Source organism: Bradyrhizobium mercantei (assembly GCF_001982635.1).
Lineage (GTDB): Bacteria > Pseudomonadota > Alphaproteobacteria > Rhizobiales > Xanthobacteraceae > Bradyrhizobium > Bradyrhizobium mercantei.
Map to the genome: position 1 here is coordinate 60,996 of NZ_MKFI01000011.1, position 19,135 is coordinate 80,130.

18 protein-coding genes are annotated in these 19,135 nt (G+C 63.5%); 8 read left to right on the forward strand and 10 right to left on the reverse strand.

Features of this window, described 5'->3' with window-relative positions:
* Positions 1 to 141 precede the first annotated feature (141 nt).
* On the reverse strand, positions 142 to 1,020 hold the full coding sequence (locus BI327_RS37460; protein WP_076866500.1) for an SDR family NAD(P)-dependent oxidoreductase: 879 nt from the start codon (positions 1,018 to 1,020) through the stop codon (positions 142 to 144).
* 159 nt (positions 1,021 to 1,179) lie between these two features.
* Here BI327_RS37460 and BI327_RS37465 point away from each other — a divergent pair, with 159 nt between their 5' ends.
* The 4 genes from BI327_RS37465 to BI327_RS37480 all read left to right on the forward strand — a co-directional run bounded on the left by BI327_RS37465 (position 1,180) and on the right by BI327_RS37480 (position 5,029).
* Positions 1,180 to 1,581: a response regulator gene (locus BI327_RS37465; RefSeq protein ID WP_076866502.1), complete on the forward strand. Its 402-nt coding sequence runs from the start codon at positions 1,180 to 1,182 to the stop codon at positions 1,579 to 1,581.
* 101 nt (positions 1,582 to 1,682) lie between these two features.
* Entirely contained in the window at positions 1,683 to 2,294 is a 612-nt protein-coding gene (locus BI327_RS37470) for a LysE family translocator (protein WP_076866504.1), read from the forward strand.
* Positions 2,295 to 2,974: 680 nt separating this feature from the next.
* On the forward strand, positions 2,975 to 4,189 hold the full coding sequence (locus tag BI327_RS37475; protein ID WP_076866506.1) for a GGDEF domain-containing protein: 1,215 nt from the start codon (positions 2,975 to 2,977) through the stop codon (positions 4,187 to 4,189).
* 219 nt (positions 4,190 to 4,408) lie between these two features.
* Positions 4,409 to 5,029: a peptidoglycan recognition protein family protein gene (locus BI327_RS37480; RefSeq protein WP_076866508.1), complete on the forward strand. Its 621-nt coding sequence runs from the start codon at positions 4,409 to 4,411 to the stop codon at positions 5,027 to 5,029.
* Positions 5,030 to 5,123: 94 nt separating this feature from the next.
* On the opposite strand, the gene BI327_RS37485 is transcribed toward BI327_RS37480, so the two are convergent.
* Positions 5,124 to 5,531, reverse strand: a complete 408-nt coding sequence (locus BI327_RS37485; RefSeq protein ID WP_076866509.1) for a hypothetical protein — start codon at positions 5,529 to 5,531, stop codon at positions 5,124 to 5,126.
* A gap of 194 nt (positions 5,532 to 5,725) precedes the next feature.
* On the opposite strand from BI327_RS37485, the gene BI327_RS37490 reads away from it, so the two are divergent.
* Positions 5,726 to 6,835 (forward strand): dienelactone hydrolase family protein, encoded by a 1,110-nt coding sequence (locus tag BI327_RS37490; protein WP_076866736.1) that lies wholly within the window; start codon positions 5,726 to 5,728, stop codon positions 6,833 to 6,835.
* Positions 6,836 to 7,529: 694 nt separating this feature from the next.
* Here the strand turns inward: BI327_RS37490 and BI327_RS37500 are convergent.
* From BI327_RS37500 to BI327_RS37525, 6 genes are all read right to left on the reverse strand, one after another.
* On the reverse strand, positions 7,530 to 8,447 hold the full coding sequence (locus BI327_RS37500) for an NADP-dependent oxidoreductase (protein ID WP_076866738.1): 918 nt from the start codon (positions 8,445 to 8,447) through the stop codon (positions 7,530 to 7,532).
* Between the two features lie 320 nt (positions 8,448 to 8,767).
* Entirely contained in the window at positions 8,768 to 9,046 is a 279-nt protein-coding gene (locus BI327_RS37505; protein ID WP_076866513.1) for a hypothetical protein, read from the reverse strand.
* Positions 9,047 to 9,101: 55 nt separating this feature from the next.
* The gene (locus BI327_RS37510) at positions 9,102 to 9,779 is read right to left on the reverse strand and encodes a hypothetical protein (RefSeq protein ID WP_076866515.1); all 678 of its coding nucleotides are present in this window, start codon (positions 9,777 to 9,779) and stop codon (positions 9,102 to 9,104) included.
* A 326-nt stretch (positions 9,780 to 10,105) separates the two neighbouring features.
* Positions 10,106 to 10,909, reverse strand: coding sequence for an LON peptidase substrate-binding domain-containing protein (locus BI327_RS37515; protein WP_083742379.1), 804 nt, complete (start codon positions 10,907 to 10,909; stop codon positions 10,106 to 10,108).
* 282 nt (positions 10,910 to 11,191) lie between these two features.
* Complete coding sequence (rpoH, locus tag BI327_RS37520; RefSeq protein ID WP_021077401.1) at positions 11,192 to 12,088, reverse strand: RNA polymerase sigma factor RpoH; 897 nt, start codon at positions 12,086 to 12,088, stop codon at positions 11,192 to 11,194.
* Between the two features lie 216 nt (positions 12,089 to 12,304).
* A complete protein-coding gene (locus BI327_RS37525) occupies positions 12,305 to 13,285 on the reverse strand; it encodes an RluA family pseudouridine synthase (RefSeq protein ID WP_076866740.1) in 981 nt (326 codons plus the stop codon).
* Between the two features lie 50 nt (positions 13,286 to 13,335).
* Here BI327_RS37525 and BI327_RS37530 point away from each other — a divergent pair, with 50 nt between their 5' ends.
* From BI327_RS37530 to BI327_RS37540, 3 genes are all read left to right on the forward strand, one after another.
* A complete protein-coding gene (locus BI327_RS37530; RefSeq protein ID WP_076866519.1) occupies positions 13,336 to 13,671 on the forward strand; it encodes a hypothetical protein in 336 nt (111 codons plus the stop codon).
* A 126-nt stretch (positions 13,672 to 13,797) separates the two neighbouring features.
* A complete protein-coding gene (locus BI327_RS37535) occupies positions 13,798 to 14,445 on the forward strand; it encodes a QcrA and Rieske domain-containing protein (RefSeq protein WP_076866521.1) in 648 nt (215 codons plus the stop codon).
* A gap of 71 nt (positions 14,446 to 14,516) precedes the next feature.
* Entirely contained in the window at positions 14,517 to 16,247 is a 1,731-nt protein-coding gene (locus tag BI327_RS37540) for a methanol/ethanol family PQQ-dependent dehydrogenase (protein ID WP_076866523.1), read from the forward strand.
* 252 nt (positions 16,248 to 16,499) lie between these two features.
* Here the strand turns inward: BI327_RS37540 and BI327_RS37545 are convergent, their stop codons facing one another.
* Both BI327_RS37545 and BI327_RS37550 read right to left on the reverse strand, forming a co-directional pair.
* Positions 16,500 to 16,769, reverse strand: coding sequence for a hypothetical protein (locus BI327_RS37545; RefSeq protein ID WP_076866525.1), 270 nt, complete (start codon positions 16,767 to 16,769; stop codon positions 16,500 to 16,502).
* A gap of 50 nt (positions 16,770 to 16,819) precedes the next feature.
* The gene (locus BI327_RS37550; protein ID WP_076866527.1) at positions 16,820 to 19,135 is read right to left on the reverse strand and encodes a xanthine dehydrogenase family protein molybdopterin-binding subunit; all 2,316 of its coding nucleotides are present in this window, start codon (positions 19,133 to 19,135) and stop codon (positions 16,820 to 16,822) included.

Consider the following 19,135-nt stretch of genomic DNA (forward strand, 5'->3'; position numbering starts at 1 on the left):
GACCCGGGACGTATAACCACGAATGTCAGTTATGCCCGACGCTGGGGCTCCAGCGTGCTTGCACAACCTAGCCCTGTAGTTATAGGTCCCTGCTTTCGCAGGGACGACAGAGTGGGGGCGCCGACCTCATCCACTCAAATCCTACCGCGCCGCGTCGCGCGCCATCCGACGCGCCGCCGTCTTCTCCATCTGGCGCTGCATCACCTTCCAGTAGGTCCCGGGACGGAAGCGCTGCACCAGGTCCATGAACCAGGCGTCCTTGCCGATCAGGATGCGCGGCTGGTTCTTCTCGATGCCGGCGATGATCGTTTGCGCGGCCGCGGCCGGCGTGGTCCTGGCCAGCGTATCGAAGCGCTCGATCGATTCGGCGCGGCGGGCGTTGTCGGTGACGCCGGTGCCGGTGCGCGAATTGCGCGCGATGTTGGTGGCGACGCCGCCGGGATGCACGACGGAGATCTTCACCGGACTACCCGCCATCGCAAGCTCGTGGCGCAGGCTCTCGGAGAAGCCGCGCACCGCGAACTTGGCCGCGCAGTAGGCGCTCTGGCCCGGCGGAGCGACGATGCCGAAGATCGAGGAGACGTTGACGATATGCGCCTCGCGCTGCTGCGCGAGCTGCGGCAGGAAGGCGCGGCTGCCGTGCACCACGCCCCAGAAATTGATGTTGAACAGCCACTCCATCTGCGCCTGCCCGATCTCGTCGAATTGGCCGAGCAGCGCGACGCCGGCATTGTTGACCACGATGTTGAGCTTGGGATGCGCGGCGCCGGCCGCTTGCGCGAACGCCGCGATCTCGCTCGGTTCGCTGACATCGATACGGTGGATCGTGACCTTGCGCGGGCTCGCTTTCGCGATCTCGATCGCCTTGGCGATCTCGGCGGCGACGGCCTGCAAGCCGCCCTCGTCGCGGTCGGCGATCGCGAGGTCGCAGCCGCGTAGCGCGAGTTCAAGCGCGAGCGCGCGGCCGATGCCGCTGGCGGCTCCGGTCACGGCGGCGGCGGATCCAGCAATCGCAGTCATGTCGGGTCAACTCCATCTGAAAAAAGCGGGCGGCAATGCAATGAGGGAACATGGCGGGTTTCATCACTTTTCTCAAATTGGAACCGAACCATCCAGCGGTTTTAGGCATTTAATCTGCACTCGTTCTGGAAAACCGCGCTCATTGAAGGAGGCTCAGCCATGGGACAATCGAGGCCCTATCGTGCGAAGGCCCTGGTCGTCGAGGACGACCCGATGCAGCGCGAGATGATCGAATTGCTGCTCGAGGAGAGCGAGTTCGACGTCATTTCCTGCGAGAGCGCGGAGGCCGCGGAACTGGTGTTGCAGGGCGGCGGCGATAACGTCGTGCTGATGCTGACGGATGTCGAACTGGCCGGAAACATGACCGGCGTCGAGCTCGCCTATGTCGCCAAGAAATACAAACCCGATCTTGATGTGATCGTCACCTCGGGCAAGCCGCTGCGGCAGCGCCTGCCCGATGGCGCCCTGTTCTGGTCCAAGCCCTGGGCGCCGCTGGACGTGATCCGCCTCGCCGAGATGAAGGCCTCGGAGCTGTCAGGCGGCGGGCCGCGCCGGTCCTGATCGCGGCGCGGGTGAAGGGCGGGCGGCCGGCCGGTGGCCGCTTCCGCCGCTACCAAGGCCGTGATATTGGCGGCTGATGTCCCGCCCGCTCAGGATGTGAAATGACCTGGTCCTTCCTGCTGACCACGCTGATCGTGGTCGCCTCGCCCGGCACCGGCGTGCTCTACACGCTGGCGGTGGCGCTGACCCGGGGCTCGCGGGCGAGCGTAGCGGCGGCATTCGGCTGCACGCTCGGGATCGTGCCGCAGATGATCGCGGCGATGCTCGGGCTTGCCGCCATCCTGCACACCAGCGCGGTGGCGTTCGCAGCGCTGAAATGGGGCGGCGTGCTCTATTTGCTCTATATGGCCTGGCAAGCACTGCGCGAGCGCGGCGCGCTCGCCGTCGACACCGAGATCAAGCCGCGCTCGAGCGGGCGGGTGATCGTGACCGCGATCCTGATCAACATCCTCAATCCGAAGCTGTCGATCTTCTTCCTGGCCTTCCTGCCGCAGTTCATCGCCGTCGACGAGCCGCATCCGCTGACGCGCATGGTCGAGCTCAGCGGCGTCTTCATGGCGATGACCTTTGCGGTGTTCGCGGTCTACGGGCTGTTCGCGGCGTCGGTGCGCGACCGCGTCATCACCCGGCCGAAGGTGATGGCCTGGCTGCGGCGCAGCTTTGCCGCGGGCTTTGCCCTGCTCGGCGCCAAGCTCGCCTTCGCGGAGCGCTGAGGCCGCGCCGGCGCGGGATCGATCCAGGCAATAAAAAAGCAGGCCTTGCGCCTGCTGCCTTGCCCGCTGTCGGGGCCGATCGATCCGGTTCGGGTGCCCGGGCAGGGCAGGAGCCGCTACCCGGGCGAGAACTGGTTACTTCTTGGCGGCCTTCTTCTTGGTGGCCTTTTTCGCCTTCGCCTTCTTCGCCTTCTTCGCTTTCTTAGCCATAGTATCCTCTCAGGGTTTTCATGGATTGAACGCGACTCCGAGGCATGCTTGGCGGAGGGCCAGCCTCGCAACATCCTCAGTATCAAACTCAGCAGATTCGGAGGCGGCTGCCGCGTGCTGTCACCGCGCTGTCATCGTGTTATCCACAGCTGTTACGTGTTTTCGTCAGTTTTTTCGCCAGCATGCGCGCGTCGCGCGGCGCGGCGTCGTCGCATCCGTCATGCTTAACGATGCGCAAATGGCGGATGCGCACATCTTCATCAATTCAAAACCACAGCGCGGATTCACCCGTGGCGGGTGACAGTCCGTTAAGTGGCGCGGCCGCATCCTGTCCGGCAAGGCAACGGGGATTGCCGATTAAGGGAAACGCCCTGGGCATGATCCGGAAAGATCATGCGCAGATAAAGGGCTTGGTGGCGGGGCGGCTATTTCAGAAGAGGCGAGGCCGGTAGCGGTCTCGAACAGGGGCGATGTTGAGCGTTCCGACGCTTTGGACGGTATTCATTATCAATTTTCTCGCGCTCGGCCTGATCTGGGCGTATGTGGCGCGCAGCTATCCAGCTTTCGGCGCAGCGCGGTTCTGGACCGCATCCGCCTTCGTCGCGTCCGCCGGCGCCGCCTGTGCGATGCTCCGCGTGATGATGACGGACTCGCTGTTGCCGCTGCTCGCGGCGGGTACGCTGATGGTGTTCGCCGCCGGTCTTGCCGCGATGGGCATCGAGCGGTTCTACGGCAAGCCCGTGGGCTGGCGCAGCACCGCGCTGTCGGCCGGGCTCGCCTTTGTCGGCCTCGGCGTCTTCATCTTCGCCTATGACAGCATGCCGATGCGCATCCTGGTCTATACGGTCGCCCAGGTCACGCCGCTGGCCCTGACGCTGAAGCTGCTGCTGTCGCCCGAGAAGGGCCGCGTCAGCCCCGGCGCGCGGCTGGCCGGCATCGTCGCCTCCGTGCTGATCGCCATCTACGCGCTGCGCCTGGTCGGCGCGCTGCTGCAGCCCGGCGAGTTCTCCTTCGTCCGTTTCAACGCGGGCCAGTCGCTGGCGATCCTGCTGATGGTGTTCCTGTCGATGGCGCTCAATTTCGGCTTCCTGCTGATGGCGATCGACCGGCTGCGCAACGAGGTCGCCGACCTCGCGCTGCTCGACGATCTCACCGGCGTGGGTAACCGCCGCCATCTGTTGCAGCGGCTGACCGAGGAGTGCGCGCGCTCCGACCGCAACGGCGAAGCCTTCGCGCTGCTGGTGATCGACCTCGACGGCTTCAAGGGCATCAACGACACCCATGGCCATGCCGCCGGCGACGCCTGCCTGCAGCACTTCACGCTGATGGCGCAGACCAGGCTGCGCCCGGGCGACATGCTGGCCCGCACCGGCGGCGACGAGTTCTGCATCGTGCTGCCGTCCTCGACGTTGCGCGAGGGCGCGATGATCGCGCGCCGCGTGCTGGAGGTCTGCCGCGCCGACGCCGAGCAGTGCACCGGCAAGGACATTCCGATCGCGGTCTCGATCGGCATCGCGCAATGGACCCGCGAGATCGGCATGCATCCGGACCGCCTGATCGCCGCCGCCGACCATGCGCTCTACGACGCCAAGAAGGGCGGCAAGAACGGCTACGCGAGCTACGAGCCGAGGCTGCCGCCCGAGATGGTCGACCAGGTCGAGGCAAGCCTGCGCAAGCGCGCCTGAGCGTGCTAAAGCATGATGCGAATAAGTTGAACTGGAGCGGCAGTGGGGCTTCACCTCTCCCTTGGGAGAGGTCGGTGCGCAGCGCCGGGTGAGGGATTACGGTCTCTCGTTAGCGCCGCGTCCCCTCACCCGATTTGCTGCGCAAATCGACCTCTCCCCGCTGGGGAGAGGTGAAACGAAGCCGTTGCAGAACCGAAGCGCGATACTGGATATTCCGTGATGATGCCCCGCCTGTTTGCCGTGCTCCTTGCGCTCGTCCTGTCCGCTGCCGCATCCGCCGGAAGCCAAGACCTCACGACGATCGCGCGAGCGCAGGGCACGCCCGAGATTCCCGGCCTGAAGATGGTCTGGCTGTCGCCCTGGGGCGACGTCGCCAGATCGCATCCCTGGCGCAACATCATCGTGCACCAGACCGAGGGGCCGGCCGGTTCGGCGCGATACGGCGCCGAGGAGCAGCACAAGAACCCGACCCGGCGCGGCGTCATGGTCTGGGTCGAAACCGACGGCACGGTCTATTGGGCGGTCGCCGACAACCTCGTTCCGACCCACACCGACGGCGCCGATCGCAACGACAACAAATACATCGACAACAGCAAGACCTATCACCAGGTCAACAAGGACACCTCGATCGGCGTCGAGTTCGCCGGCAATTACCCCGATGTCACCAAGGGCCCGACCGATGCGCAGATTGCGGCCTGGCGGGTGCTGGTCCAGCTGCTGCGCGCGCGCTACGGCATCCCGCTCGAGCGCGTCTACGCGCACAACTGGATCGACTTCAAGGACGCCCGCTACTGCGAAGGCTGCGCGCTCGCGACCATGGCGCGAGAGTGGGGCGAGTAGGGGACGGTTACTCATCAAGAGCCGGAGTGTAAGCTCACCACCCGTGAATCGTGCCCGCTCCGACGAACGCTGTCGTCCCGCTGGCATTGACCGACTATGCGTTGGTCATCACAACGGTAACGACAAGAGTTGTGCTCTGCGCGTTCGCGTCGTGGTTCTGCTGAAGAACTTCAATCTCGTAGACCGCGTTTGCGTCGAAGTTCATCACGGTCTGTACGGAGCCTGTCCAGCCCCTGAAGTTTGGCGGCGAGATGACTTCATCCAATTGCGTGCCATTTACAGACAACGTAAGGCTCGCGTTGCCGGCACCTCCCGCGATGGCGGTCGATACCCCGGTGATGTTGACGGTCGCACTTTGCAGAATTTGAATCTGTGCGGTGATCACACTGCCGGTCGCTGACTTCTGATAGATGATGCCGCCCGGAACAACGTCGCCGGGGGGAATCGGAATTGGAACGTCGGTCGGGGTGAGCTTGTGCGGAGTTGTTGCTGACATAGTCATGTGCCCCACAAAATGAATGAGAGAGGAGCCGAAAAACTATCCTCACTGATTACATCGTCCAGCGTGCACGGGCACAGCGAAATCAAATTGCAGATGAAGTCAACTTGTGTGCGATTGTGTCCGTAAGACGAGCCGGCCCAAGTCTCGCACCGTTGCTAATGACAGCCTGGATGCGGCGCCTTAAGCTTCGCTGCATGCGCCTTCTTGCCCTGCTGCTGATGTTGTTCAATACGGCCGCCCGTGCGGGCGACGGGCCGTTGATCAGTGGGCATGTGATGTTGCCCGTGGTCATATCCGGCAACAAATTGTCCCTCGAAAGTTTCGTGGTCCGTCCTGATCGTCCCGGCAAATTTCCTCTCCTGGTGATCACACACGGCATGCCGGGGGCCTCCGGCGATGTGTTCTTTAGTGAAATCCTCAACCGCTCTCCCGTCACCTACAGCAAGGCGGCTGTCGCCTTTGCTGAGCGAGGATACGCCGTCGTCTCGGTCATGCGCCGTGGCTATGGCCGATCAGGGGGAGGATTTTCCGAGCGGTTGCAACAGGCTTGCGATTATCTCCCCGCCGTGCGCGCTTCCGGCGAGGATGTCGTTGCAGCAGTCGCTTCACTGCGTAACGAGCCATGGGTTGACGCTGATCATGTCGTCTTGCTCGGTCATTCCGTGGGGGGATTATCCGTGACGGCCGCTGCCGCACAGAACATGCCGGGGATCGTTGGCGTCGTAAATTTTGATGGCGGGTGGCACAGTTTCTCGGCGCCGGAGCAGCCGTGTTCGTCCGAGCGCTTGGTTGACACGGTAGCAGCATTAGGGCGCGCGGCACGAATTCCGGCGCTTTGGCTCTATGCTGAGAATGATCAATTCTACGGTCCTGACTTGGCGCGCCGCATGTTCACCGCCTATACCGCCGGCGGTGCGCCCGGGCAGTTGCACGTGCTGCCGCCATTTGGAACGAACGGCCATGATACCGTCGCCTTGGCACCGGCAGACGACTGGTTTCCGTCCGTTGAGCCCCTCCTTGAAAAGCTCGGCCTTCCAACCAAATCCGTCGTTGAGCCACCGCTGTTTGCTCAGCTGCCGAGCCCGCCGGGGGCAATTGCCGCTTGTCAGAAAGCCTTCGCTGACTATCTCTCCAATCCCGATGACGCCAAGGCCTTCGCGGTAAGCGCAATGGGAGGCTGCGGTAGTGGGTTTGGCCGCACCAGCACAGAGGCACGCGAGCCCGCATTGACAAAATGCAAGATCAACACGCGTGGCGGCGATTGCAAGCTCTACGCCGTCGGGCAGAAGCTTGCCGGTGATTGAGCCGCAGTCGGAGATCGCTTTGTGGCTCTTCGCCGACAGGGCCAAGAGCGCCTATCTTGTCCGCTTTCCCGTGTGCAAATCGCGATGTAGCCCCGTAGGATGGCTGCAGCGAAGCGATACCAATCGACCTCGTGCTGCGCGGTGGGATGATGGGTATCGCGGAGTTTATCATCGGGCCGCGCGTTGCGCGGACCCGCTGGCTCCACCCATCCTACAGACTGTTCAATACCAGTACGGCCACCGCCACCCCTCATAGAGGCGCCACAACGACACCACGGGCGGGCCGTTTGGATCGACGCGGTCGTCTTCAGGACGATAACGATATCGTGGAACAATATAATAGTCCCACGGAGTTGGCCTTATCACGGGCCCCGGGATGATAACCCTTCTTGGCTCATGAACGACCTGTGCCTTCCGCGTTCGGGCTTCAGCACCGGACGTCCCGAGGTTGCACAGCACCAAGGCCGCTCCGAGAGCGCACACGACGGTCATTATTTTCATGCATCGGCCTCCTTGCCTGAGAGTGCTAAAGGACTCCGAGCAAGGCAAGCTAATTTCGCTCTCGACTGGCTTGAATGAGCGCATGGCCCTTGGCCGGCATGGCCAAGAGCGCGTCGGTGCTCCTGCGGCCATGCCAAAAGCCAGCCCCGTTGGCTCCCACCCATCCTACGGGCTGCATCAATCGGCGCGTCGCTCAGCGATGAACGCAAATGATGGTGTTTCCCTTGCGTCGCTTGGTCGGATTCAAGGCGGCGACGGCATCGTCGAGGGATGCGACCTTGCCGATGTGGGTCCGAAGTCGTCCGTCGCGCACCCGCTGGACGATCTCACTCAGTTGGACACGATCCGCCTCGACGACGAAGTCGACCGCAAGTCCGCCGGAGGGCCGTGCCTCGGGTGGCCCGACGATGGTCACCAGTGTTCCTCCGGCTCGAATGAGTGCTGCGGACCGCTTCTGAATGTCACCGCCGATGACATCAAATACGAGATCGACTTTGCCGACGTCTTCCAGGGCGTCATGGTCCAGGTCGACGAACTCCTTCGCGCCCAGGTCGAGCGCGGTCTGACGGTCGGCGGAGCGTCCGGTGCCAATGACGTAGGCGCCGGCCTCGCGTGCGAGTTGCGTCACCATCGATCCGACTGCACCGGCCGCGCCATGTGCGAGGACGCGCTGCCCCGTCTGAAGGCGGCCGTGCTGGAACAGCCCTTGCCATGCAGTCAGACCCGAGATCGGCAGGCTCGCGCCCACCGTGAAGTCGACGTCGCCCGGCAGCGGCGCGAGGTTTCGGGCCTCGATCGCCACATACTCGGCGAGCGTGCCGTCGCGATACCAGTCCGCGAGGCCGAACACCCGCTGGCCCACCGACAGTCCCGTCGTGCCATATCCAAGCGCGGTGACCACTCCGGCCAGCTCGTGCCCGGGGATCGACGGTGTCCGGTCACGATCGAGGCGATCGGTCCAGGTCGACGGCCATGCCAGCTCGGTCGGGGCAAATCCCGACGCATGAACCTGAACGACGACGTCGTTGATCGCCGCCTTCGGCTCGGGCCGCTCCACCAACTTCATCCCGGCCGTTCCCGCGGCCTGGTCCGTTACAACGATCGCCTTCATGGGAACTATCTCCTCGATCATTTGTCTCGTTGGTGAAAATGTTGCAGGGAGCACGAAAGCGCCGCCTATCAACAAACGCCAAGCAGTGCGGAACTCCAGACTCCGCGCTTGCGATCTGCGCTGTCCGCATTGACCGGAGCACTAATCCCGATGGATCCCTCCGGTCGCTGGCGCCAACGGATAGATGCGTTGCGCCTGGTCATAAGAACAGGACCAAGACTGCCGAATTTGGCTGTACCAAGCCCGGTGGCTGCCGGCTCGACCAATCCTACGGACTAATCTCAACGTTCAGGGGGCGACTCAGTTCGCGGTGGTTGGGTTCAGGTTTGATGTTGTCGGCAAAAAGCGATGCCGACCATCGTCCCCACAGTCGTCCCTATGAACAAGCCGACAACAGCACACCCTGCAAGGACCGTGATTGCATATCCCAATGCGGTCCATCCGCCACAATCGTTAGGGCTGATCGGCATATGAGCACAGCTATGCGCAACGTATCGCGAAGTGGTCAGCCAAAGGATCAAAAAGGCGGTCGTGGCGGTGAATATTGTCATCGCCGCAAAACCAATAAGTGTGGCCCAGACGTATTTGAGCCAACTCATAACTTCTTTCCCTTACATGCCGCCGCGGCAGATGTCGCTGGGCGCGACCCACACCCTACAGCCTGCGGCTTCTTCGGCCCGGCGGAGTTTTGGAGAGGATGTGACGATAGAGGGTGTCGCCCTTGAGGTCCAACGAAGCGGCGGCACCTGGGAAGCGCTTTCGCGCTAGTTCCTTTGAATTGCGGATATTACTGCAGTGCACGTATGTCCAGGTCATCGGACAGAACAACTTTCCAGTGCCCGGAAGACCAGAGATAAAATGCGTCGATACCTCTTTCTGAGGACCGCGCGCCACGATCCATTTCAGCTTCGTCCGTCGCGACCAAAGGCATTCGGCATGGTAGATGCCGAGATCAAATATGGGATTGAGGCCGGCCAGCGCGCCTGTCCACGGGACCGAGAACCCCCAATATGCTTCGTTGGTAAAATGGTCACCGAGGTTACGGACGAGCAAATCCGCGTACTGAGGCATCCAGGCGGATACCGCCCTGATGCCCGCATCGTCGAAACCCAATGCGATATCAAACTTCGCAAGAAAAGCGCGCAACGCTTCGAGCCGCAGCGGCTTGCTGTCAAAAAAGTACTTTTGGTACTCCACGTTCGCATCGCGCAGCGACTTCGTATCTAGATCCCATTCGGGTGGCGCATAAGGCGGATACTCAGACAATGCCTGCCACACCTGGCGCTGTTGCTCCGTAGGAGGCGCGGGAGCCCGCCGCAGCCAGCCGAACATTCAATTATCCTCGCCGAATATAACCATAAGTTGAACATACTCGACCAAACCATCTACGGACAATGCTGTCCGCAGTTGGCCCATGGCCGACATGGCCAAGAGCGCGCTTTTGTCCGCCCCGGGCTAATGCGACATTGATCGGCAGCGGAGCCAGATCGCGGTGCGTGCCAAAGTGTCATGCCAAGGATCTGCCACGTAGGATGGGTGGAGCCAACGGGTCCGCGCAACGCGGGGCCCGATGATAAACTCCGCGATACCCATCAAGCTCGCGCCGCGCGGTGGGATGATGGGTATCGCTGCCAACCGCTTGACCCACCGGGCCGACCTCAAGCGTTCCCCTGCAGGAAGGCCCCGACCCTTTCGAGCCGCCTTACGGGATCGAGGGTCGCGAGCAGCACTCGCTTGTCCGCGATTGAAAGCTCGATATGCGATGCAATCATGTCGGCGAGCCGGCCAGCATCGCGGACCCGTTCGAACGGCGGCTTGATTTGCGGCTCACGCGGATAACCTCGCTTTATTGCATCTCGAAACGAATGAGCCATGAAATACGCTTTGATTGACAGGATCAGGTACGGCACATCCGGAGCAGGTTGTTCGTCGAGATCATCGACCTCCGCGACATAGCTGTCCGCCTCTCCGATGAAATCTTTGATCATGATGCGCCGATGGATTTGGGTCAGCGCCTTCCATCTGCCGTCGGCCAGTTGGTCGAGGGTGAGGACGCTACCAAGAACACCGACGTCACAGACATCACTGCGTCCGGGCTCATCGACGTCGGAGCTTCTTTGGATCGCGACTATGATCGGCCGCGCACCCTGAAAGGCCCGTCCAAGCGCCTGAGTGGCTTTGGCGCTGCTGGCGTAAAGCGGCGCGATCTCGCCGGGGAACGGCACGAAATCCCGGATCGGCATGGCGGGATGGCGTCCCGCCTCCGTGGCGTGTGTTGCGGCCGCGACCAACGGTCCCTCGCGGCTCGCCTGGATCTCCGCCGACAGCGTGTTCCAGTCGGCGACGCCGAGCATTTTCGAGACCAGTTCCAGACTCTCGCCGTGGCTGATGGCGACGGTCTTGGCAGTCAGGGAAGCGCGCAAGGTACGCGCCATGGCTTTTGCATCGCGAAAATCGCGCATGACTTCGTCCTTTGACTGGAGCGAACCAGGCGTGCCAGGCGGTTGCGTTGCTGACCCGGTCGCTCGGGCAAAGGAAAGCCAATAGAGGGCTCGATACGTTCACCGTTCCCGTGAGGGTGCAACCAGCAGGTCGTATCAACCGTCACAAAATCTCACCTAGAGGCAGCTTGGTGTCAATCACCTATCGCATCGCTGCGCTCGACCGCATCCTGCGGACTGCCCAAAACAAAAAAGCCGGCGTTGCCGCCGGCTTTCGTGTCTGTTGGCTCGTGTGCCGCGCGGTTAGTGCGCGGCTTCGAGAGCTGCTTCCTGCCGGGCGATCGTGCCCTTGACGGCCGACTGCACCTTTTCGAACGCGCGGACCTCGATCTGTCGCACGCGCTCGCGCGACACGCCGAACTCGGCGGCGAGGTCTTCCAGCGTCATCGGCTCATCCGCCAGACGACGCGCCTCGAAGATGCGGCGTTCGCGCGGGTTGAGCACGCCGATCGCACCGTTGAGGGCCTGGCGGCGATGATCGAACTCCTCGCTCTCGGCCATCAGGGCTTCGGCGTTGGGCGAGTTGTCGACCAGCCAGTCCTGCCATTCGCCGGCTTCGCCGTCGTCGCGGATCGGGGCGTTGAGCGACGCGTCGCCACCGAGGCGGCGGTTCATGTCGACCACGTCCTGATCGGTCACGCCGAGGCGCTTGGCAATCAGCTTCACCTGGTCGGGGTGGAGATCACCCTCTTCCAGCGCGGAGATCTTGCTCTTCGCCTTGCGCAGGTTGAAGAACAGCTTCTTCTGGTTCGCGGTGGTGCCCATCTTCACGAGCGACCAGGAACGCAGAATGTACTCTTGTATTGACGCCTTGATCCACCACATGGCGTAAGTGGCGAGACGGAAGCCCTTCTCGGGCTCGAATCGCTTCACCGCCTGCATCAGGCCGACATTGCCTTCCGAGACGACCTCGGAGATCGGCAAGCCGTAGCCGCGATAGCCCATGGCGATCTTGGCCACGAGCCTGAGATGGCTGGTGACGAGCTTATGCGCCGCGTCGCGATCGTCATGCTCGCGCCAACGCTTGGCGAGCATGTACTCCTGCTGGGGCTCCAGCATGGGGAACTTGCGGATCTCGGCGAGGTAACGGGAAAGACCGGATTCTCCGTTGAGGACCGGTAACGTAGCTGTACGGGCCATTCGAGCGCCCTCCAGTGGTTCAGACCCCCGATAGCGGCGGGCCCGGCAGGTGGCCGCTGGGTTAAAGCCGGCCATGCTGCGATGTTCCGCGCTGGATATTCAGCGCAGGTGCAACATACACCAAACTGTCCGTGATAGGGAAGGATTGCTGACGTCACGTCCCCGTGTGCCAGCTATAACCTGTTGGCATAGCATGGCTTTTCCGGGAGGGGTGCGTCATACCGCCGCTTCCAGCGCCCGTTTCAGGAGAAGCAAATCCTCCGGCAAGGGCGCTTCCCAGTGCAAAAGTTCCCCGGTCCTTGGGTGCTCCAATGCCAGCAGATACGCATGCAGCGCCTGCCGGTCGAGGGCGGTGAGTGCGTCCTTACCTTCCGGCCCGAGATGGCCGGCCTTGGTCTTGAAGTGCGGGCCGTAGACGCTGTCGCCGAGCAGCGGGTGGCCGAGATGGGCGAGGTGGACGCGGATCTGATGGGTCCGTCCGGTCTCGAGCCGGCAGGCCAGCAGCGAGGCGACCGGCTTGCCGTCGCGGCCGGCGAAGCTCGAGAGCACCTCGAAATGGGTGATCGCCTCGCGGCCGCCCTGGCGCACGGCCATCTTCTCGCGGGCATGCGGGTGGCGGTCGATCGGCGCATCGATCGTGCCGTGGGGCCGGTTCGGCACGCCCCAGACGAACGCCATGTAGCCGCGCTCCATCGGGCCGGTGCGGCCGTGGTCGGCGAATTGCGCGGTCAGCGACTGATGGGCCTGGTCGTTCTTGGCGACCACCATCAGTCCCGTGGTGTCCTTGTCGAGGCGGTGCACGATGCCCGGCCGCTTGACCCCGCCGATGCCGGACAGGCTCGCGCCGCAATGCGCGATCAGCGCGTTGACCAGCGTCCCGCTGGCGTGGCCGGCCGCGGGGTGCACGACCAGGCCCCTCGGCTTGTCGATGACGATGATGTCGTCGTCCTCGAACACGATATCGAGCGCGATGTCCTCGCCTTGGGGCTCGGCGGGAGCAGCCTCCGGCACGTCGATTGTGATCGTATCGCCCTTGGCGACATGATAAGCGGGGTCGCGGACGATGGCGTCCTTGACGGTCACGGAACCGGCGAGGATCAGCGCCTTCAGCCGGGACCGCGACAGCTCCGGAGTGCGCTGCGCGAGTACGCGGTCAAGCCGGGCCGAGCCCTCGTCGCCCGCGACGATGACCTCCAGCTTCCGACCGCCATTCGAAGATACTTGATGCAAAGATATAGAGCCTTGTGATGACCGACACCGCTGTGACCGAACCGACCCCCGACCAGGCCGCGCTGATCGCGCGGGTGCGGCGCATGATGCTGATCGCGGGCCTGACCTCGGCATTGGCCGTGGCCGTCGTATTGATTGCCATCGGCTACCGCCTTTATCGCAGCGAGGGAAGCCCCGTTTCGGTATCCGATGTCACTGCTGCGCTGCCGAAGGGCGCCCGCATCGTCGCAACCGGCGTCGTCGGCGATCGGTTGCTCATCACGCTCGATATAGGCGGTGCAACAGAGATCCGCACATTTGATGCAAAGACGTTGAAACCTGCCGGCAGGCTGAGCTTCGTCAACGAGCCCTGACGCTCGCAGTCGCGAAGCCGCGTCGTCGATCAACCAAAAGATGCAGCGTAATTTTTGCGCATGCGTTCGCGCATCGAGAAGGTGTGCCGCCATCTTTTCGGCCGAGTTGCACGTTCAGCTTGCGCCATGTCGCAACCCAACCCCAACGCTTCCATCGCACAGTCCGGTGACTCCGATGCAGTGGGGTCGTGCACCGATCCGACGCGCCGCGCGGTGTTGACCGCGCTCGCGAGCTGCGCCTGTCTCGCCGCGATCGAGCCCGCGGCCGCCGACGATGAAGATCAGCCCGGCGCCAGTGAGCGACCGCAAAAAGCTGATCAGCTTGTGCGCGCTGAAGGCGACAAGGCCGGCCAGGTCATCAAGTCGGATGACCTGACCTTGGGCGGGCCGCCCATTCGCGCCTGGCCGCAGGACCCGAAGACCTCGGTCATCCGCAAAGGTTCGCGGCTGAACGAGGTCGTGCTGGTCAAGCTCGATCCCAACGAGCTCGACGACGCCACGCGCGCCCGCGCGCCCGACGGCATCGTCTGCTACTCCGTGATCTGCTCGCACGCCGGATGTCCGATCACCGCCTGGGTGAAGGAAGAGCAGGGCGACAAAAAAGTTCTGAAATGCCTCTGTCACAACTCCGAATACGATCCGCGGCAGAATGCGCAGGTCGTGTTCGGGCCGGCGCCACGTCGCCTCGCGGCATTGCCGCTGACGGTGGCCGACGGCGCGATCACGGTCGCAGCGCCATTCGTCGGGAAGGTGGGTGCTCAGCAGGGAGGATGAGGCCGCACCGGGAGTTCTGCATGATCTAAATAAAACTGAAAAAATAGAACAGAGCAGGGAGGTAGCATCTCATGACAAGCAAGCAGTGGTTACTGTCGAGTTGTGTCGCGTTCACGTGCCTCATTTCGACCTATGCCGTCGCGGGGCCGATCGAAAACTACAGTCCGGTGACGTCTCAACGTCTCGAAAATCCCGAACCCGGCAACTGGATGCTCTATCGCCGGACCTATGACGGACAGGGTTTCAGTCCGCTCAACCAGATCAACACCTCCAACGTCAAGGACCTCAAGCCGGCCTGGACCTTCTCGACCGGCGTGATCGAGGGCCATGAGGCGCCGCCGATCGTCAACAACGGCGTGATGTTCGTCGCGACCCCGATGGGACAGGTGATCGCGCTCAATGCCAAGACCGGCGAGGAGTACTGGCGCTACAAGCGGCAGCTTCCCGACGATCTGTTCCAGCTGCATCCGACCAGCCGCGGCGTCGGCCTGTGGGAGGACAAGCTCTATCTCGCCACCACCGACGACCACGTCGTCGCGCTCGACGCCAAGACCGGCAAGGTGGTCTGGGACACCAAGGTCCAGGACTACAAGAAGGGCCAGTACATGACGCTGATGCCGCTCACCGTCGACGGCAAGGTGATCGTCGGCGGCTCCGGCGGCGAATTCGGCGTGCGCGGCTATGTCGCCGCGTATGACGCGAGCAGCGGCAAGGAGCTCTGGCGCACCTTCACCATTCCCGGCGAGGGCGAGCCCGGTCACGAGACCTGGAGCGGCGACGACTGGAAGTCGGGCGGCGGATCGGCCTGGATGACCGGCACCTACGACAAGGACACCAAGACGGTCTATTGGGGCGTCGGGAACGCCGCGCCATGGCCCGGCTCGATGCATGCCGGCGACAACCTCTACACCAGCTCGGTGCTCGCGCTCGATCCCGACACCGGCAAGATCAAGACCCATTTCCAGTATCACCAGAACGATTCCTGGGACTGGGACGAGGTCGATGCGCCGATGCTGATCGACATGCAGCGCGACGGACGCTCGTTCAAGAGCCTGGTGCATCCCGGACGCGACGCGATCTTCTGGGTGCTGGAGCGCAAGCCGGACAAGATCAACTATGTCGCCGGCTGGCCGTTCGTGAAGACCAACGTCTGGAAGGGCATCGAGGCCGAGACCGGCCGGCCGATCGTCGATCCCGAGCACAAGCCGGTGCTCGGCAAGCGGGTCGAGTTCTGCCCGTCGCTGTGGGGCGGCAAGGACTGGCCGTCGGCGGCCTATAGCCCGAACACCAAGCTCGTCTATGTTCCCGCCAACGAAAACTTCTGCGGCGGTTTCACCGGCGAGAAGCAACCGCTGGTCCCCGGCCAGCTCTGGCTCGGCACCAAGCCGGAGGACATCGGGTTGATCCCCGCGCCGAATGCCGATCATTTCGGCGAGTTGCAGGCGTGGGATCCGGTCACCGGCAAGAAGGTCTGGCAGCACGACTACAAGACGTCGCAGCTGTTCGGCGCGGTGACGGCAACCGCAGGCGATCTGGTTCTCGCCGGCGGCACCAACGACCGCGCCTTCCGCATCTTCAACGCCAAGACCGGCGAGTTGCTGTGGGAGCAGAAGACCAACTCCGGCATCATGGCGATGCCGATGTCCTATGAGGTCGATGGAACGCAGTACATCGCGGTCCAGTCGGGCTGGGGCGTCGACGCCCAGCGCATCCAGGATGCGCTGGCCGGCAAGGTCAAGGGCTTCGAGAACAACGTCCCGCAAGGCGGCGTGATCTGGGTGTTCGCGCTCGACAAGAAGTAGACGCACGACTTGAGCCTCGGTTCTGACCAAATCAGGACCGAAGCTCCGGCTCCATGGTTGACCGACAGGGGGCGATGCGATCGGGAAGCGGCGGCTGGGGAGACCGCCGCTTCCCGGTCCGCCCAGTTCTATCCACGTCATTGCGAGCGAAGCGAAGCAATCCATAGCGCCACGAGCGGAAACATGGATTGCTTCGCTACGCTCGCAATGACGGCGGGTACTAATATGTATGCCAGGCTATGCGGCAACGGGCTATTTGCCCTTGCTGTCGACCTTCCGCTTCTCGTCGTCGTTCATCTTCTTGATGGTCGGATCACGGCTGGTCTCACCGGTGGTTTGGCCGGTGGTCGCCGGCGGCGCATTGCTCGGCGCCGAGGTCTGGTCGGGCAGCACCTTGGCCGGGCGCGTTGCCGTCGTGCTCGGCGGCGACGTGTTTTGCGCCGACGCCTGCGCGGCAAAAAGAAAGACGCCCGCGGACAGGGTTGCCGCGAGCGTCCCGAATTTCCGAGTTGGGGTTCTCATCGATCTGCTCCAGTGGATCGATGAGAACTGCCCGCCTTGTCTAACGTTCCTCAGGTCTCCAGCTGCTTGCCGATCGGAAGCGCGCGGATGCGCTTGCCGGTGGCGGCGAAGATCGCGTTGATCAGCGCCGGTGCGAACGGCGGCACGCCGGGCTCGCCGACGCCGCTCGGCGGCGTGTCGGCGCCGGGCGGTACGATGTAGACGTTGGTGATCGCAGGCGACTCGTCGATCCGAATCACCGGGAAGTCGTCGAAATTGCTCTGCTCCACCTTGCCGTCCTTGAAGCTGATCTCGCCGTATTTGGCGAGACTCAGCCCCATGATCGCTGCGCCCTCGATCTGCGAGTGGATCCGCTCCGGATTGACGTAAGTGCCGCAATCGATCGCGGTGTCGACCCGCGGCACCTTGAGCTGACCCTTGTCGTCGATCGCCACCTCGACGATGGTCGCGATGTAGCTGACGAAGGAACGATGCACGGCGATGCCGAGGCCGTGGCCCTTCGGCACGCTGCGGCCCCACTCGCCCTTTTCGGCGACCAGCTCGACCACCTTGCGCAGCCGCGCGGTATCGATCGGGTAGCTTTCATAGGGCTCGCCGTAGTTCCAGGGATCCTTCACCGAGGACAGGTTGACGATCCGCGGCGATCCGATCAGCTCCAGCAGCATGTCCTTCTGGTCGCGGTTGGTCGCATGCGCGATTTCCCCGACCATGGATTGCACCGCGAAAGCGCGCGGGATGTTGGAGACCGAGCGGAACCAGCCGATGCGCGTGAACGCCGCCGCTTCCGGATTCTCGCACTGCAGATTGGCGATCTCGAACGGGTTGTCGATCAGGCCCATGCCGAGCTCGAACGGCGCTTCGTGATTGGCGCCGGCGGCGAAGGTCGAGGCGATGGTCGGCGCCACGCTGCGGTGCCGCCACGCGATCACCTTGCCGTTCTTGTCGAGACCGGCCTCGATCCGTTCCACCGAGACGGTGTGCAGGAAGTCGTGATGGACGTCGTCCTCACGGGTCCACTGCACCTTGACCGGGGCGCCGAGTTCCTTCGACAGCAATGCCGCCTCCAGCGCGAAGTCGCATTTCGACTTGCGGCCGAAGCCGCCGCCGAGCAGCGTCACGTTGACGGTGACATTGTCCTCGGGAATCCCGAGCGTCTTGGCGACATCCTCGCGGGTGCCGCCGGGGCTCTGCACCGGCGCCCAGATCTCGGCCTTGTCGCCCTTGACGTCGGCAACCGCGACCGGCGGCTCCATGCTGACATGGGCGAGATGCGGCAGATAATATTCGCCTGTTATCACCTTGTCGGCGCTCTTCAGCGCCGCATCGACATCGCCTTCCTTGCGCACGACGAGGCCGGGCTTGCGCGCGGCTTCCTCGAGCGAGGCACGATAGCTGACGGAGTCATACTTGGCGTTGGCGCCGTCGTCCCAGACGATCTTGAGCTGGTCGCGGCCCTTGATCGCGGCGCCGGTGTTGCGCGCGATCACGGCCACGCCGCCGAGCGGCTGGAACTTGGACGGCCACGGCCAGCCCTTGACCTCCATCACCTTCTCGACGCCCGGCACCTTCAGCGCGGCGCTGTCATCGAACGACTTGACCTTGCCGCCGGTCACCGGCGGACGCGCGATCACAGCGTATTTCAGGCCGGGCAGCCGGGTGTCGGCGCCGTAATGCGCCTTGCCGGTGGTGATGTCGTGCAAATCGACGATCGAGACCTGGCCCTTGCCGAGATAGCGGAAGTCCTTCGGGTCCTTCAGCTTGAGGCTCTTGATATCGGGCACCGGCTCTTTCGCGGCATCTGCCGCGAGTTCGCCGAAGCCTATCTTGCGGCCGCTCGCGGAATGCACGACCTCGTGGTTCTGCGCCTTCACTTCAGTGACCGGCACGCCCCATTTCTTGGCGGCGGCGGCCTCCAGCATGGAACGCGCCGAGGCGCCGATCTGGCGCATCGGGATCAGATAATGCCGCGTTGAGCGCGAGCCGTCGGTGTCCTGGTTGCCGAACTTGACCTCGTCGCCATGCGCCTGCTGGACATGGACGCGCGACCAGTCGGCCTCCATCTCCTCGGCGACGATCAAAGGCAGGCTGGTGCGCACGCCGGTGCCCATCTCGGAGCGGTGCGCCAGGATGGTGACGGTGCCGTCCGGCGCGATCGCGACGAACACGCGCGGGTCGACCACGACGCCGTGCGGCATCTTGCCGGCGCCGGTCTCATAGGCGAAGGCCTGGCGGGTCATCACGGGCGCGGCGAGCACGAAGGAGCCGGCGATGCCGAGACCCTTCAGGATGCTGCGGCGGGACAGATTCTCGACCTTCACATGCTTCTCGAAGCCGCGAAGTTTGTTCGGATTGGTGCGGATATTCAT